At 74.4% G+C, this 16,144-nt stretch carries 13 protein-coding genes and 1 riboswitch; of the genes, 11 read left to right on the forward strand and 2 right to left on the reverse strand.

The window, feature by feature from the left end; translation table 11 throughout:
• Positions 1–41: 41 nt before the first annotated feature.
• The 3 genes from ACFZBX_RS05345 to ACFZBX_RS05355 all read left to right on the forward strand — a co-directional run bounded on the left by ACFZBX_RS05345 (position 42) and on the right by ACFZBX_RS05355 (position 4,238).
• Positions 42–1,199: a LacI family DNA-binding transcriptional regulator gene (locus tag ACFZBX_RS05345; protein ID WP_380764274.1), complete on the forward strand. Its 1,158-nt coding sequence runs from the start codon at positions 42–44 to the stop codon at positions 1,197–1,199.
• A 145-nt stretch (positions 1,200–1,344) separates the two neighbouring features.
• Positions 1,345–2,625: a metallophosphoesterase gene (locus ACFZBX_RS05350; RefSeq protein WP_391531629.1), complete on the forward strand. Its 1,281-nt coding sequence runs from the start codon at positions 1,345–1,347 to the stop codon at positions 2,623–2,625.
• Positions 2,626–3,050: 425 nt separating this feature from the next.
• Complete coding sequence (locus ACFZBX_RS05355; RefSeq protein ID WP_391531630.1) at positions 3,051–4,238, forward strand: hypothetical protein; 1,188 nt, start codon at positions 3,051–3,053, stop codon at positions 4,236–4,238.
• Between the two features lie 87 nt (positions 4,239–4,325).
• Here the strand turns inward: ACFZBX_RS05355 and ACFZBX_RS05360 are convergent, their stop codons facing one another.
• Positions 4,326–5,666: a hypothetical protein gene (locus ACFZBX_RS05360; RefSeq protein ID WP_391531631.1), complete on the reverse strand. Its 1,341-nt coding sequence runs from the start codon at positions 5,664–5,666 to the stop codon at positions 4,326–4,328.
• Between the two features lie 224 nt (positions 5,667–5,890).
• Between ACFZBX_RS05360 and ACFZBX_RS05365 the strand changes: the two genes are divergently transcribed.
• A complete protein-coding gene (locus ACFZBX_RS05365) occupies positions 5,891–6,283 on the forward strand; it encodes a VOC family protein (protein ID WP_391531632.1) in 393 nt (130 codons plus the stop codon).
• A 406-nt stretch (positions 6,284–6,689) separates the two neighbouring features.
• On the opposite strand, the gene thiC is transcribed toward ACFZBX_RS05365, so the two are convergent.
• Complete coding sequence (thiC, locus tag ACFZBX_RS05370; RefSeq protein ID WP_391531633.1) at positions 6,690–8,522, reverse strand: phosphomethylpyrimidine synthase ThiC; 1,833 nt, start codon at positions 8,520–8,522, stop codon at positions 6,690–6,692.
• A riboswitch (TPP riboswitch) is annotated at positions 8,518–8,652 on the reverse strand. Its footprint overlaps the gene before it by 5 nt.
• Positions 8,653–8,814: 162 nt before the next feature.
• On the opposite strand from thiC, the gene ACFZBX_RS05375 reads away from it, so the two are divergent.
• From ACFZBX_RS05375 to ACFZBX_RS05405, 7 genes are all read left to right on the forward strand, one after another.
• Entirely contained in the window at positions 8,815–9,021 is a 207-nt protein-coding gene (locus ACFZBX_RS05375) for a hypothetical protein (protein ID WP_350560485.1), read from the forward strand.
• A 125-nt stretch (positions 9,022–9,146) separates the two neighbouring features.
• Entirely contained in the window at positions 9,147–10,673 is a 1,527-nt protein-coding gene (locus ACFZBX_RS05380) for an SPFH domain-containing protein (RefSeq protein WP_391531634.1), read from the forward strand.
• A gap of 81 nt (positions 10,674–10,754) precedes the next feature.
• Entirely contained in the window at positions 10,755–11,768 is a 1,014-nt protein-coding gene (locus ACFZBX_RS05385) for a 3-oxoacyl-ACP synthase III family protein (protein ID WP_391531635.1), read from the forward strand.
• Entirely contained in the window at positions 11,765–12,505 is a 741-nt protein-coding gene (locus ACFZBX_RS05390; protein ID WP_391531636.1) for a glycosyltransferase, read from the forward strand. Before ACFZBX_RS05385 ends, ACFZBX_RS05390 begins: the two co-directional genes overlap by 4 nt.
• Positions 12,506–12,554: 49 nt before the next feature.
• Entirely contained in the window at positions 12,555–14,042 is a 1,488-nt protein-coding gene (locus tag ACFZBX_RS05395; RefSeq protein WP_391531637.1) for a class I adenylate-forming enzyme family protein, read from the forward strand.
• Positions 14,039–15,130: a cytochrome P450 gene (locus tag ACFZBX_RS05400; RefSeq protein WP_391531638.1), complete on the forward strand. Its 1,092-nt coding sequence runs from the start codon at positions 14,039–14,041 to the stop codon at positions 15,128–15,130. The genes ACFZBX_RS05395 and ACFZBX_RS05400 overlap by 4 nt, the downstream gene beginning before the upstream one ends.
• Before the next feature lie 59 nt (positions 15,131–15,189).
• Positions 15,190–16,095: an NAD-dependent epimerase/dehydratase family protein gene (locus ACFZBX_RS05405; protein WP_391531639.1), complete on the forward strand. Its 906-nt coding sequence runs from the start codon at positions 15,190–15,192 to the stop codon at positions 16,093–16,095.
• The last annotated feature ends 49 nt before the right edge of the window (positions 16,096–16,144 follow it).

Below are 16,144 nucleotides of genomic sequence, written 5' to 3' on the forward strand. Positions count from 1 at the left end.
CGGTCACAGACCCTTGTCAGGAGCCATACGATCGGTCCGCCATGACAGCAGCAGCCAACCAGAGCGGTCGGCGTCCCACCACCTCACGGCGTCTGGAGCGGGCCGGCATCCGGGATGTGGCAGCAGCCGCCGGAGTGTCGATCACCACCGTCTCCGACGCGCTGAACGGGAAGGGCCGCCTGCCCGACGAGACCAGAAGCCGGGTGCGCGAAGTCGCCGAGCGCCTCGGCTACCGCCCCTCGGCGGCCGCACGGACCCTGCGCACCGGACGGTCCGGCCTGATCGGGCTGACCGTCACCACCTACGGCGAAGAGCCGTTCACCTTCACCGAGTTCGCCTACTTCGCCGAGATGGCCCGGGCCGCCACCAGCGCCGCCCTGGGCCGCGGCTACGCGCTGGTGGTGCTGCCCGCCTCCTCCCGGCACGACGTCTGGGGCAACATCGCCCTGGACGGCACCGTGGTGATCGACCCGCCCGACCAGGACCCGCTGGTGAGCGAGCTGTACCGGTCCGGCGTCCCGGTGGTCAGCGACGGCAAGCCGGGCAACTGCCCGGTCACCGCCTGGGTCGACAACGACCACGAGGCCGCCGTGCTCGGCATCCTCGACCACCTCTCCGAGGCCGGCGCCCGCCGGATCGGACTGCTCACCGGCACCAGCACCGACACCTACACCCGGCTCTCCACCGAGGCCTACCTCGGCTGGTGCGCCAAGGTCGGCCAGGAGCCGGTCTACGAGACCTACCCCGCGCACGACCCGGCCGCCGGCGCCGTCGCCGCCGACCGGCTGCTCGCCCGCCCCGACCGGCCGGACGCCGTCTACGGCCTGTTCGACCCCAACGGCACCGACCTGCTCGCCGCCGCCCGCCGCTACGGCCTGCGGGTGCCCGATGACCTGCTGCTGGTCTGCTGCAGCGAGAGCGACGTGTACGCGGCCACCGAGCCGCCCATCACCACCCTGTCGCTCAAGCCGCGGCGGATCGGCACCACCGTGGTGAACCTGCTGATCGACGCCATCGAGGGGGTGGACTCCGGCACCGGCGTCGACATCGCCCGGCTCTTCCCGCCCCGCTTCCGCACCGCCGGCACCGGCCCGCCGCCCGGCACCCTGATGCCCACCGAACTCATCGTCCGCGCCTCCTCCCAACGGCGGAGCCCGCGCACCACGGTCAGCCCGCCCCGCCCGCCGGGCGAGATGTGACCCCGGGCCGCACCCTCCGGGTGTGCGGCCCACCCCTGCCGAGTCGGGACAAAACGGACCTGACGGACCGACCGGCTGACGCTCCGGAGGATTGGATACCCACCAGGTGACGACGCCGGGAGAGTGGTCTTCCTATGATGGGCGAATGACACCCGAGGACCGCTTCCCCGGGCCTGAACACCCGGACTCAGGCCCACGCCACCAGCCGGACCTCGACGTGCTGCCGTACGGCACCTATTACGAACCCGAACCCGCCGGCGGGTACTCCGGGGGCGGCTACGAGGCCGAGACCTACAGCGGCTACGGCGGCGCCCGCTACCTCGAACAGCACTGGCCGGCCGCCGGTCCCGAGCACGGCCACACCGTGCACGCCCCGACCGGCCACGACGGTCACGACGGCCGTCACGATGGCCACAACGGCCACGAGGGTCACAACGGCCACGACGGCCACACCGGTTACGAGCCGACGCTGACCGACCACCCGTCCCCCGCGCACGGCGGCCACCAGGGCCCCGGCACCGGCCCGCAGAGCGACGACCCGCCGACCATCGAGCTCGGCCCCCCGCTCGCCGAACCCGGCCTGCCCTACCACCCGTACCCGGCCCCCGGCCCCGGCGAGCCGCCCGGCCCGCTCTACGTGGTCGGCGACGTGCACGGCTACCTCGATGAGCTCCGCGCCGAGCTGCGCCACCAGGGCATCATCGACGCCGACGGCCACTGGTCGGCCGGACGCGCCCGGATCTGGTTCCTCGGCGACTTCACCGACCGCGGCCCGGACGGCATCGGCGTCATCGACCTGGTCATGCAGCTCGCCGCCGAGGCGGCCGCGGCCGGCGGCTACTGCCGTGCCCTGATGGGCAATCACGAACTGCTCTTCCTGGGCGCCGCCAGGTACGGCGACGAGCCGGTCCAGTCCACCGCGGGCACCGCCTCCTTCCTCGCCGCCTGGCGGCTCAACGGCGGCCAGCAGAGCGACCTGGAGCGCCTGGAGGCGCACCACATCAGCTGGCTCTCCCGGCTCCCGGCGATCGCCCTGGAGGACGGCCACCTGCTGCTGCACTCGGACACCACCGCGTACCTGGAGTACGGCGAGTCCATCGCCGAGGTCAACGACGCCGTCCACGACCTGCTCGCGGACGAGGGCGTCGACGAGTGGTGGGACTGCTTCCGCCGGTTCACCAAGCGGTTCGCCTTCCGCGGCGACGCCGGCCCGATGGCCGTCCGCGAGCTGCTGGACGCCTACGGCGGCGCGCGGGTGGTGCACGGGCACAGCCCGATCCCGTACCTCACCGGCGCGGTGCACGCCGACGACGGCATGCCGCCGCACGTCCCGGGCCCGTACGTCTACGCGGACGACCTGGCCGTCGCCATGGACGGCGGCGTGACCATGGAGGGCCGCCTGCTGGTCGCCCGCCTGCCGGTCTGACGCCGGGCCCGGACCCGGCGCACCCGCCGCACCGCCGCACCGCCGCACCGCCGCCGGACGGACACCGTTCCGGCGTGCGGCCGGCCGCGTCCGCACGCCCTGACCGGCGCCCTCGCACCCCCTCTCCGCCGCGCCCGTACTGACCTGCACCGACGACCTCCGAGCACGAACCAGCCGACCCCCGCGCGGCCGTCCGCCAATTCCCTCCGGTTTAATGTGCCCCCTGGCCGGGGGGGTGCATCTGGATCGCCCTCCGTTTGTTCGAGAGGGATAGAACTGACATGGACCAAACCGGGGGGAAGTCCGGCACGTCCGAAAACAGCGTGACAACGGGGCTTCAGCCCCCCATTGTCCGTATTGCCGTGATTGCCGGACTGGTGGCCATGAGCCTTGCGGTGCGCGGGCTGATGGCAGACCGGGAGTCCATGGATTTCACGTTCTTCCTGGCGCACTGGTACCGGACGCTGGACGAGAACGGCGGATTCCTGGCGCTCAAGGAATCGGGGTTCTCGGATTACAACGTCCCGTACCTCTACCTCCTGGCGGCACTCACCTATCTCCCGTTTTCGGCACTCACCGGAATCAAGCTCGTCTCGATCGTGTTCGACCTGCTCCTGGCCTTCTTCGCCTTCCGGATCGTCGCCCTCCGCCACCCGCGGCCCGACGACTGGCAGCCGATCGCCGCCGGCGGGGCGGTACTGCTGCTGCCCACGGTCGCCATCAACAGCGGCTGGTGGGCCCAGGCGGACTCGATCTACACCTCGTTCATCGTCGGCAGCGTCTACTTCGTGCTCCGCCACCGCCCCTGGTGGGCCTGCGCCATGCTCGGCTTCGCCCTGGCCTTCAAGCTGCAGACCGTCTTCGTCCTCCCGTTCCTGCTGGTCCTGCTCGCCGTCCGGCGGATCCCCTGGCACACCCTGCTCGCCATACCCGGCGTGTACCTCGCGCTGGACGTCCCGGCCGTCCTGCTCGGCGCCGACCCGGTCAAGCTGCTCACCGTCTACGCCCGGCAGACCGGGACCTACCAGCAGCTCACCCTGAACGCGCCCTCGGTGTACCAGTTCATCGACCAGCCGGCGTCCGCCGAGCAGGCCGCGAACATCCGCACCGCGGGCGTCATGATCGCCGGCGCGGTGGTGCTCACGCTGGTCACCCTGGCCGTCCTCTCCCGGGCCGGCCAGGCCGCCTGGCGGCGCGGCGAGGGACACGTCGCGCTGAGCGACGACCTGGTGGTGCTGCTGGCGACCTGCTCGGCGATCGTGGTGCCGTTCCTGCTGCCGTCCATGCACGACCGCTACTTCTACGTCGCCGACGTGCTCACCCTGATCGCCGCGTTCCTGCTGCCGCACCGGCTCTGGTTCGCGCCGTTCCTCACCCAGCTGTCCTCGCTGGCGACCTACATGGCCTTCCTGCGGCCCCCGTCGGTCGAGTTCGCGGCCGAGTACAACTACTCCGTCCGGACCTGGGTGCTGCTCGCGGTGGTGATGGGCGGCGCGGCCGTCGGCGTGGTCGTGGTCACCTTCGGTGAGTTCCGCCGCCACCAGGACCCCGAGGCCGGTCCCCCGGAGGACCCCGCCGTCGAGCCGCGGCCCCCGGTCCCGGCCGCCCCCTGATCCTCCGGCTCCCCGGCTCCGCGCGCCGGAACGACGACCGCCCCGGAAGGCCTTGGCCTTCCGGGGCGGTGCGGCTTCCGCGGCGGGTCAGCCGCGACGGGCGCGGCGGGCCAGCGCGACGGCGGCGCCGCCGACCGCGATCAGCGCGGCGGCGATGCCCGCCGGGACGGCGGGGTTGGAGCCGGTGTCGGCCAGTTCGCCGGCGGCCTCCCTGGCCGGGGAGGGCTTGGCGACGGCCTTGACCACCGACGGGGTCGCGGTCGGCGTGACGGTCGGCACCGGCACGACGGCGACGGTGCTCGGCGCGGCGGTGCTCGGTGCGGCGGTCGGCTTGGCGGTCGCGGTCGGCTTCGCGGTCGGCGTCGGCTTGGCGGTCGCGGTCGCGGTCGGCGTCGGTGTGGTGGTCGGCACCGGCGCGTCCGGGTTCACGCAGTCGGGCGCGCCGTCGACCGGGGTCGTGGCGATCCGCTCGGTGGTCCAGAAGAGCACCGGACCGGCCCCCGGGTAGTAGCCGAAGTTGAGCGACGGGTCCGAGGGGTCGAGCCTGAAGTTCTTCCCGAGGGTGATCCGGGCGTTGAGCACCTTGTTGTCGACCGGGCCGGTCGCCCACTTCGCCACGTCGACGGAGCCCCCGACCATGCCGACCGCGCCCAGGTCCACCCGGTGCCAGCTGCCGTCCTTCGGGTCCTGGACGTCCACCTCGGCGTCACAGGCCGGCGGGCCGTCCATCGAGCCGACGCCCTGGCCCGCCCAGAGGAAGAACGAGGCCTTGGTGAGATGCCAGTCGAAGCCGTTGGCGGTCTTGATCGAGACCTTGAACGGGTGCGGCCTGCCGTCCGCCGGAATCGACTTGGGCAGCCCCTCGATGGTCGTGGTGAGGCCGTTCACCTTGACCACCCGGCCGGTACCGGCCGTCCGCTCCCTGACCTGGCCGTCCGGCCTCAGCGCGGGCCCGAGGTAGGCCTCGAACCCGATGTCCACCGCCGGGCCCTCGTGCTTCGACTGCACCACCTTGAAGCGCAGCTTGAAGGTGCGCTCCGCGTGCGGCTGCAGCTCCAGTGCGGCACCGGTGACATCGGCCGCGGTGCCCTCGTAGCCGCCGGTCCCCCCTCCCAGGTCCTGGGCCTTCATCGGCACCGGCTGCCACGTGCCGGAGGCGCCGTCGGCGTACTCCACCAGGATCTGGTCCGGGCCGAGCCACTGGGAGCCGACCACGATCAGCAGGTGCTGGTCGACGGAGGGCTTGTCGGTGTCGTTCCTGACCGTCACCGACCCCTCGGACCAGCCGCCGCCGGGTTCGACGGAGGCGAGCCCGTCCAGCCTGATGCTGTGGCTCTGGTCGCCGCCGGCCGCCTGGGCGGCGGGGGCGGTCAGTGCGATCGGCGACGCGACCAGCGCCGCGGCAATGAGCGCATGGCGAATTCTCACATGTACCTCAATGGTCCGAAATAGACGCAATTCCCGGCGAGCGCACTAGGGCTCCCCCCATCGCGCGGGCCGCAGACTATCCGATCCCCAGGTTGGAATGTCAACCAACTAATTTTTGGAGCGGGCATTCCCTACAAGTCGACAAAAACGGCCTTGATCGCGGTGGCCGTCCGGCGGATCGTGGAAGACGCACCGCCCGACCGCCACCCCGACTGGAGACACCCATGACCACCCTCCGCGTGAAGGCCTTCGACCACCTCGTCCTCAACGTCGGCGACGTCGAGCGCTCGCTGGAGTTCTACAGCGGCCTGCTCGGGCTGGAGCCGGTCCGCGTCGACGAATGGCGGGCCGGCAAGGCCCCCTTCCCGTCCGTCCGGATCACCCCCGAGACCATCATCGACCTGACGTCGCGCCCGCGCGGCGAGTCCAACGTCGACCACATCTGCCTCACCGTCGACCCGCTCGACTGGCAGGAGGTCATCGACTCCGGCGCCTTCACCGTCCTGGAGGGCCCCGTCACCCGCTACGGTGCCCGCGGCGACGCCACCTCCGTCTACGTCCAGGACCCGGACGGCAACACCGTCGAACTCCGCTGGTACCCCGAGGACGCCGCCTGACCGGCCGCGCCCCTCCCGGAACCGCCCGGGCCGTCCGGTCCACCGCCACCCGATGGCGACGGCTGCGGCACTGGTGCGCGAACGATCAATCCCGGAAGCTCTTTTCCGGTGCTGCGTCCGCCTCGGCTCCGGGGGGAATCGGCCATGTCCACGAACTCGTCCGCCCGGTGTTCCCCCACACTCGCCGCCGGCCGGGAGCCGCCCGGACGACACGACCGAACGCACGTGGCCCTCGTGGCACTGCCGAGCCACCGTCACCGCATGGTCACCGTCGACCAACGGGGCCACGGCGCGGCTCGCGCCGACCGGGCGACGTCTCACGCGCCGCCTGCGGACGAACGGCGGAGCCGAGAACGACGAAGCGCCGTCCCGGAAGGTACTCGGGGCGGCGCTTCGGACGCGGACGTCAGTCGGCCAGGGGGAGGTAGACCTTGTTGCCCTGGGCCTTGAACTCCTCGGACATGGCCTGCATGCCGGCCAGGGCATCGGCGTCGTAGCCGGACGCGACGGCGGTGGCGCCGTCGCCGTGCTCGTCGCGGATCTTCTGGGAGATCTTCATCGAGCAGAACTTCGGGCCGCACATCGAACAGAAGTGGGCGGTCTTGGCGGGTTCGGCGGGGAGGGTCTCGTCGTGGAAGTCGCGGGCCGTCTCCGGGTCGAGGGCCAGGTTGAACTGGTCCTCCCAGCGGAACTCGAAGCGGGCGTCGGAGAGGGCGTCGTCCCAGGCCTGGGCGCCGGGGTGGCCCTTGGCGAGGTCGGCGGCGTGGGCGGCGATCTTGTAGGTGATGACGCCGGTCTTCACGTCGTCGCGGTTGGGCAGGCCCAGGTGCTCCTTGGGCGTGACGTAGCAGAGCATCGCGGTGCCCCACCAGGCGATCATCGCGGCGCCGATGCCCGAGGTGATGTGGTCGTAGCCGGGCGCGACGTCGGTGGTGAGCGGGCCCAGGGTGTAGAAGGGGGCCTCGTCGCAGATCTCCTTCTGGAGATCCATGTTCTCCTTGATCTTGTGCATCGGGACGTGGCCCGGGCCCTCGATCATCACCTGGACGTCCTTGGCGCGGGCGATCCGGCCCAGCTCGCCCAGCGTCTGCAGCTCGGCGAACTGCGCCTCGTCGTTGGCGTCGGCGATCGAGCCGGGGCGCAGGCCGTCACCGAGGGAGAAGGTGACGTCGTAGCTCGCGAGGATGTCGCAGAGTTCCTCGAAGTTCGTGTAGAGGAAGTTCTCCCGGTGGTGCGCCAGGCACCAGGCGGCCATGATCGAGCCGCCGCGCGAGACGATGCCGGTCTTGCGGCGGGCGGTCAGCGGCACGTAGCGCAGCAGCACGCCGGCGTGCACCGTCATGTAGTCGACGCCCTGCTCGCACTGCTCGATGATCGTGTCGCGGTAGACGTCCCAGCTCAGCTCCTCGGCCTTGCCGTCGACCTTCTCCAGCGCCTGGTAGAGCGGCACGGTGCCGATCGGCACGGGGGAGTTGCGCAGGATCCACTCGCGGGTGGTGTGGATGTTGCGGCCGGTGGAGAGGTCCATGACGGTGTCGGCGCCCCAGCGGGTGGCCCAGGTCATCTTCTCCACCTCCTCCTCGATCGAGGAGGTGACGGCGGAGTTGCCGATGTTGGCGTTGATCTTCACCAGGAAGTTGGTGCCGATGATCGCCGGCTCGACCTCGGGGTGGTTCACGTTGACCGGGATGACGGCCCGGCCGCGGGCGACCTCCTCGCGGACGAACTCCGGCTCCAGGCCCTCGCGCAGGGCGACGAACTCCATCTCGGGGGTCACGATGCCGCGCTTGGCGTACCCGAGCTGGGTGACGGCGGCGCCGTCACGGCCGCGCAGCGGGCGGCGCGGGCGGCCGGGGAAGACGGCGTCGAGGTTGCGCAGGTCGCCGCCGCGCGGCGAGGTGTGCCTGATGCCGTCGTCCTCGGGGCGCGCCTCGCGGCCGTCGTACTCCTCGACGTCGCCGCGCTGGCGGATCCAGGCGTCGCGCAGCGCGGGCAGGCCGCGCCGCACGTCCGGCTCGTAGTCCGGGTCGGTGTACGGCCCTGAGGTGTCGTACAGCGGGACGGTCCTGCCGTTGGTGAGCACGACCTCGCGGTACGGCACGCGCAGGTCGGGGCGGGACCCCTGGCGATGGGCCTTGCGCCAGGCCGGGGTGGGGTAGCCGGTGCCCGCGCTGGTGACGGCGGTCCCGTCGCCGGACTGCGGACGGGCAGACTGCGGCTGTGCCTCAAAGGTGGTCATCGGACCTCAAACTCCCTACGCCGGCATTACCCGGTCAGGTTCCTGCGGTCGACGCAGCCTCCGGTCCGTCCGTCGACGTCCCGTTCAGCGCCCTCTCAGCCCGGTGCTCCGAGCTCCCGCGTCCGCAGGCGGTGTTGCCCGCGCATGACGTCCAACACCGTAGCGAGCCGATCGCCGGAGGTCCAGAGGGGGTCCTGGAGGGGGAACGCCGAGGTCCGGACGGTGAACGGGGGACGGGAGGCCTCCTCTGCGGGCAGACTGGCCCCGTAGTCGACGAGTCGAGGAGGCCGGCGTGGTCGGGAGCACGGGGCGGGTCACCGGGGCGGTTGGCGCGGGGCTGGTCGGCGAGGTGATGGTGCACGTGCCGGAGCGTCAGGGCACCGAGGCGTTCCTCGCCTACCTGGCCGTGCCGGGCGAGCGGCTGACGGTCGGGACGCCGGTGGTGGTGATCGAGTACCAGCCGCCGAGGACGGTGTACGTGGCGCCGATCGGCCCGTGACGCGCCGATGACCGTCCGGTGACGACCTTGTGACGGTCCGTCATGTCACTTCCCTTTCCCCCGGATCGGCCCGGGCGGACAATCCGAATCGGCGCTTCTCCAGCGCCGGAAGGGGGAGTTGGACCATGGGCTACATCGTCGCCGGGGCGGTCGCCGCGGCACTGGTCGTCGGGATCACGCTCTTCAAACTCATGTGGCGGGTGGCGGAGCCGAACGAGGCACTGATCATCTCCGGTTCCCGGCACCGCACCGAGGGGGTCGGCGACGGTCTGGGCTTCCGGATCGTCACCGGTCGCGGCACCCTCGTCACCCCCGGCCTGCAAGGGGTCCGGCGGCTCTCGCTGGACCTCAACGAGGCCGAGCTGAACGTCGAGTGCGTCACCACCCAGGGCATCCCGGTCCGGGTGAAGGGCGTGGTGATCTTCAAGGTCGGCGACGACGAGGTGTCGATCGCCAACGCCGCCCGCCGCTTCCTGGACCAGCAGAAGCTGATCAGCCAGCGCGTCCACAACGTCTTCGCCGGCCACCTGCGCTCGATCGTCGGCGGGCTCACCGTCGAGGACATGATCCGCGACCGCGAACGGCTCACCGGCGAGACCCGGGCCGCCTCCGGGCTGGAGATGGAGAAGCTCGGGCTGATCATCGACACCCTGCAGATCCAGGAGATCATCGACCCGACCGGCTACATCAAGAACCTCGCCATCCCGCACGCCGCCGCCGTCCAGCGGGACGCCCGGATCGCCCAGGCCGAGGCGGACCGACTGGCCACCGAGGCCGAGCAGGAGGCCGCCGCCCGCAAGGCCGAGGCGACCCGCAACAGCGAGATCCAGCAGTCCTCGTACCAGGCCGAGATGGACACCGCCACCGCCCGCACCCGGCAGGCCGGGCCGCTCGCGGACGCCGCCGCCCGGCAGGAGGTGGTGGTCCAGGAGACCCGGGTCGCCGAACTGGAGGCCCGGCGCAAGGAGCAGCAGCTCCAGATCGACGTGCGCAAGCCCGCCGACGCCCGCGCGTACGACACCCGCACCAGCGCCGAGGCGGCCCGCGACGCCCGGATCTCGGCCGCCCAGGCGCAGGCCCGGGAGACCGAGCTGGCGGCGGCGGCCGAGGCCAGCCGGGTCCGGGTCGCGGCCGAGGCGGACGCCGAGGCCACCCGGCTGCGCGGTCTGGCGCAGGCCGAGGCGACCACCGCGGCCGGCCAGGCCGAGGCATCCGCGGCCGAGGCGCGCGGCCTGGCCGACGCCGCGGCGGCCCGGGCGATCGGGCTGGCCAGGGCCGAGGGAATCAAGGCGCGGGCCACCGCCCTGTCCGAGAACCAGGACGCGGTGGTCGCCCAGGAGTTGGCCGAGCAGTGGCCGCAGATCGTCCGGGCCGCCGCCGAGTCCTTCGGCAACGTCGAGCACATGGTGCTGCTCAACGGGGCCGACGGGATGGGCGAGTTGTTCGCCAAGGCGCTCGCGATGGGCGGCACCGGGCTGGGCCTGGCCCGCCGGCTGCTCTCCACGGCCGGCCCGGACGGCGCCGCCCCGGCGGCCGCCGCACCCGCGCCCACGGCGGTGGAGGCGGTCCCGCTGGACGCGGTACCGGCGGACGCCGTGCCGGTCGACGCCGTGCCCGCGACCCTCACCGGCCCGGCCCCCGAGCAGGGCTGACCCGCTCTGGGTAGCCCGGTCCCGGCCGCCTGAGTACCCGTACTCAGGCGGCCGCGGCCGGGCGCACCGGACGATGGGCACATGCATCCAGCAGCCACCGCACGGATCGGCATCACCGCCGTCGGCTCCCAGCTCCCCGCCCGCCGGCTGACCTCCCGGCAGCTCCAGGACGAGATCACCGCCGGCGGCCGACTGCGCCTGCCGGAGCGGACCTTCGAGAAGGCCACCGGCATCGTCACCCGGCACTTCGCCGCCGACGACGAGTACGCCTCCACGCTGGCCGTGGCCGCCGCCAGGCGCGCCCTGGACGCCCGCGGCCTGCACCCGCTCGACATCGACCTGCTGCTCTTCGCCTCCGCCACCCGGGACGTCGCCGAGCCCGCGACCGCCCATCTGGTGCAGGCCGAACTCGGCTCCCGCGCCCACGCGTTCGACGTCAGCAACGCCTGCAACAGCTTCCTCAACGGGATCGACCTGGCCCGCGCGATGATCCTGGCCGGCCGGGCCCGGCGCGCCCTGGTGGTCACCGGCGAGACGCCCAGCCGGGCGATGCGCCGCGACCCGAGCGGCGCGGAGCAGTTCCGCGAGGGCTTCGCCGGCTACACCTTCGGCGACGCGGGCGCCGCCGTGGTCGTCGAGGCCGTACGGCGCGGCGGCATCCTCGACGTGGAGACCGAGACCGCCTCCGAGCACTGGCGGACCGGCGGCATCCCGGGCGGCGGCTCGCGCCACCCGCGCGGCGACGAGTACAGCTACTTCCGGGGCGGCGGCACGGAGTTGCGCGAGGTGTTCGAGAAGACCGGCCGACACATCCTGACCCGGGTGGCGGCCCGCACCGGCTTCGGCTGGGACGACTACGCCCGGGTGCTGGTGCACCAGGTGACCGTCCCCTACCTGGAGCGGTTCGTCGAGGTCACCGGGGTCCCGGAGGAGAAACTGGTGGTCACCGTGCCGGAGGTCGGCAATGTCGCCAGTGCCACGATAGGACTCCAACTCGATCGAATACACGGGACGTTGGAGCCCGGCGACAAGGTGCTGATGGTCGGCCTCGGCGGCGGTGTCAGCCTGATGACGATGGTCTGGGAGGCGTCGTGACCGAGCTCTGGGTGATCGTCCCCGCCTACCAGGAGGAGGCCAGGATCACCGGCACCCTGAACGCCCTCGCCGTCCAGCGGGACCGGGACTTCACCCTGCTGGTCGCCGACAACGGCTCCACCGACGGCACCGTGGACGCCGTCCGCGCCTTCGCCGCCCGGGCGCCGTTCCCGGTCGAGGTGCTGGTCGAACCGGAGAAGGGCGTCGGATCCGCCGTCGACACCGCCTTCCGGCACGCCATCGCGCACGGCGCCGCCCTGCTCGCCCGCACCGACGCCGACTGCCTGCCCGAACCCGGCTGGACCGCCGCCGCCCGGGCCGCGCTGCTCGACAGCGGCGGGCTGGTCTGCGGCCGGGTCACCGCCCGCCGCGACGAGCACGGGCCCGCCGGGCGCGCCGTCTTCCTGACGCTGGTCGCGCTCGGCGCGTTCTTCGGCCGGATCCGGCCCGCGCACCGGCGCCGGCACGGCTACCTCACCCCGTACCGGATGCACGCGGGCAACAACATGGCGATCACCGCCGAGCTGTACCGGGCGGTCGGCGGCATGCCGCGCCGCCCATCCCCGACCGACCGGATGTTCATCAACCGGATCCGCCGGCACACCACCGCGATCGTCCACCGCCGCGACATGGTGGTGCAGAACTCCACCCGGCGGATCCGCGCCTACGGGGTGGTGGGCACCGCCCGCTGGTACCTGGAGCGCGGCGCCGGCCCCCGCGCCGTCGACGTCCGCTGACCCCCGCCGCCCGCCTTGGCCCCGATCCGCCGAAACCCGAGGACACCCCGTGCTCGACCGGCTCGCCCACGCCCTGCGCACCGTCCACCCCGAACGCCCCGCCGTCCTGCGCCACACCAGGCTCGGCGGCACCCGGGTGCGGATCCGCCGCGGCGAACTCGCCGCCCTCGCCGACAACTACGCCGTCGCCCTGCGCGCCCGCGGCCTGCGCGACGGCGACACCCTCGGCGTCGCCGTCCGCCCCGGCCCGCGCGCCCTCGCCGTCCTGCTCGCCGCGCACCGGCTCGGCCTGCGCGCCGCCGTCCTCGACCCGACCGCGGGCCCCGACGTGCTGGCCGCCCGGCTCGCCCTGGCCCGGCCCGACCTGGTGCTCGCCGACGCCGCCGCCCAGGCGGTGGCCGGCTGGGCCGGGCCGCTCGCCCGCCGCGCCGACCTCGCACTGCCGCCGCTCGGCACCCTCGGCCCGGTCGCCACCCTCGGACGCCGGCTGCCCGGCTGCGCGCCCCGGCTGCGGACCAACCCCTTCGGCGCCTCGGTGCCGAGCATCCCCGGACGCGACGCCCCGGGACGCGACGCCGACGCCGTCATCGTCTTCACCTCCGGCACCACCGCCCGCCCGCGCGCCGTCGTGCACTCCCGCAGCGGCCTGGCCGCCGGACTGGACACCGTCACCGCGCTGGTCGGGCCCCGGCCCGGCACGGTGGTGCTCGGCGGCACCTTCTTCGTGCTGGTCCCCGCGCTCACCGCCGGCGCCGCCGTGGCGCTGCCGGCCCGCGAACCCGCCGCGCTGGCCCGCCAGCTCGGCCGGCTCGCCCCGGCCCACACCTACCTCACCCCGCCGCAGCTGCGCGCCGCGCTCGGCGCCGGGGCCCGCTTCACCGGCCGGGTCTGGACCGGCTCGGCGCCCGCCGACGCGGCGCTGCTGCGCCGGGTCAAGCAGGCCGGGGCCGAGCAGGCCTGGAGCGTCTACGCCCTCACCGAGCTGTTCCCGGCGGCGGCCGTCGAGGAGGCCGAGAAGAGCGCCTTCGACGGGCCCGGCGACCTGGTCGGCGCCCCGCTGCCGGGCGTGCGCACCGACCTCGGCGACGACGGCGAACTGCTGCTCACCGGCCCCGGCGCCCGGCACCGCCACCTCGGCGAGGAACCGGGGCCCTGGGTACGCACCGGCGACCGCGCCGCACTCGACCCGGACGGCCGGATCGTGCTCGCCGGCCGGCTCAAGGACATGGTGCTGCGCCGCGCCGAGAACATCTACCCGGGCCTGTACGAACCCGCACTGCACCTGCCCGGCGTCGAACTCGCCGTGCTGGTCGGCGTCCCGGACGGGGACGGCGACGAGCGGCTGGTCGCCCTCGTCCAGCCCTCGCCCGGCTCCGACCCCGCGCGGTTGCGCGCCGCGCTGGCCGGCCCGCTGGAGCGGATGGGCTCCGCCCGCCCGGACGCCCTGCTGTTCGGCGAGGTGCCGCTGGCCGGCCGCTCCCGCAAGCCCGACCGGGCGGCCGCCTCCGCCCACTGCGCACGGGAGTTGGCGAGATGACCGCCGCCGGACCGGGCCGCGAGCCCGCGCCGCACCCGGGCGCCCGCCGCCGCGACCGCCGGGTCTATCTGCGCAGCCACCCGCTGCTGTTCGCGCTGCTCGCCGCCACCCGCCGCCGGCCGGTGACCAGGATCGGCCGCACCGTGCTGGTGCACGGCGCCGAGGCCTACCGCGAGGCACTCACCCGGATCCCGCTGGACCGCACCGCGCCCGGCACCACCGGCGGAGCCGCCGCCGAACTCACCGACGGCGCTGTGCTGTTCGACCAGCAGGGCGCCGACCACCGCACCGCCCGGCGGGAGCTGGCGGCCGGGCTGGACGCGGCGGCGGTGCGGCGGCTGCGCCCGCGCTGGCAGGCGGTGCTCACCGCCCGGACCCCGGCGCTCGCCACCGGCGAACTCGAACTCGTTTCACTGTCACGCGAGTTGGCCGGCGTGACGGCCGCCGCGCTGACCGGCGCCACCGGCTGCCCGCACGCCCTGGCCGGCGCCGCCGCCGAGGCCGCCGCAGCCGCCGCCCGCGACCACCTGCCCGGCCCGCGCCCGCGCGACGCCGCCCGGACCGCCGCCGCCCGCGCCGCCGATCTGGCCGCGCTGCTGCCCGACGCCCGGGACGCCATGGTCGCGGTGGCCACCGTCAACACCACCGTCGCCGCCCTCCCCCGGGCCGCCGCCTGGTGCGCGGACGCCGGGCTCTGGCCCACGGTCGACACCGCCCGCGCGCCCGCCCTGGCCGCCGAACTGCTCCGGCTCACCGCCCCCTCCCCGCTGCTCCCCCGGGTGGCCGCCGCCGACGCCGAACTGGCCGGACGGACCGTCCGCAAGGGCGACCGGCTGATCCTGGTCGCCCGGCACGCCGCCGGCGCGCACCGCCCGGCGCCGTCCCCCGGCCCCGCCGCCGCCCAGGCGGTCTTCGGCGCGGGCCCGCACGCCTGCCCCGGCGCCGGGGTGGCCCGCGTCCTGCTCGCCGACCTGCTGCTCGCGCTGGCGCCGTACGCCCCGGTGGTCACCGGCGCCCGGGCCGACCGCCGGGCCGCCCTGCCCGGCTGGGCCGAACTCACCCTGCGCGCCGCCCGCGCCCCCGGCTGAGCCCCGCCCGAAGAGCCGCCCCCGCCAGAAAGCCCCCGAACCACCCGAGGAGACCCCCGATGCGGATCGCCGTCACCGGCGCGAGCGGCTTCTGCGGCTCGCACGTCGTCCGGGCCGCCGTCGCCGCCGGCCACGAGGTGCTCTGCTACGGCCGCCGCCCCGGCCCGGCCGGCCGCCACGTCCGCTGGGACGCCACCGCCGGGGAGCCGGACTTCACCGGCGCCGACGCGGTCGTGCACTGCGCCGCCGCCGTCGCCGACCTGCCCCCGGGCACTCCGGCCGAGGCCGCCCAGCACGCCGTCAACGTCACCGGCACCGAGCGCCTGCTGCGCGCCGCCGGGGACCGGCCGCTCGCCTGGGTCTCCAGCGCCAGCGTCTACGACCCCCGCTCCGGCCGCGAATCCGTCCAGGAGCACCACCCCACCGAGGCCGGCCACCTCAACGCGTACGGGCGCACCAAGGCCGCCGGGGAACGGCTCGCGCTGGCGGCGGGCGCCGTGGTGCTGCGCCCGCGCGCCGTCTACGGCCCGGGCGATCCGCATCTGGTGCCCCGGCTGCTGGAGCGGGTCCGGCACGGCCGGCTGCTGCTGCCCGGCGGCGACGTCCGGCTCAGCCTCACCGCCGTGCAGAACCTCGCCGACGCCTGCCTGTCCGCGGTCGGCGCGGGCCGCACCGGCGGACGCCCGTGGACGCCGGTCGCCTACAACATCGCCGACGCCCGCCCGTACCGGCGCGACGAGGTGGTCCGGGCGGTGCTGGCCGCACACGGCGTGCGCGCCCGGATCCACCACGTCCCGGCGCCGCTGGCCCGGCTGGCCGCCCGCACCGGACGGCTCCCCGGCCTGACCCCGTACGCGGTGGACCAGCTCTCCCGCAGCGTGGTGCTCGACCTCTCCCGCGCCCGCACCCAGGGCTGGCGGCCGCACCGGGACCTCGCCGCCTTCCTGCGCGAGACCGGCGCCTGAAAAGCCCGGCGCCCGCGTCCCCTCCGAGGGGCGCGGGGCGCCGGGCATC

The sequence above is a fragment of the Kitasatospora sp. NPDC008115 genome (assembly GCF_042957205.1).
GTDB lineage: Bacteria > Actinomycetota > Actinomycetes > Streptomycetales > Streptomycetaceae > Kitasatospora.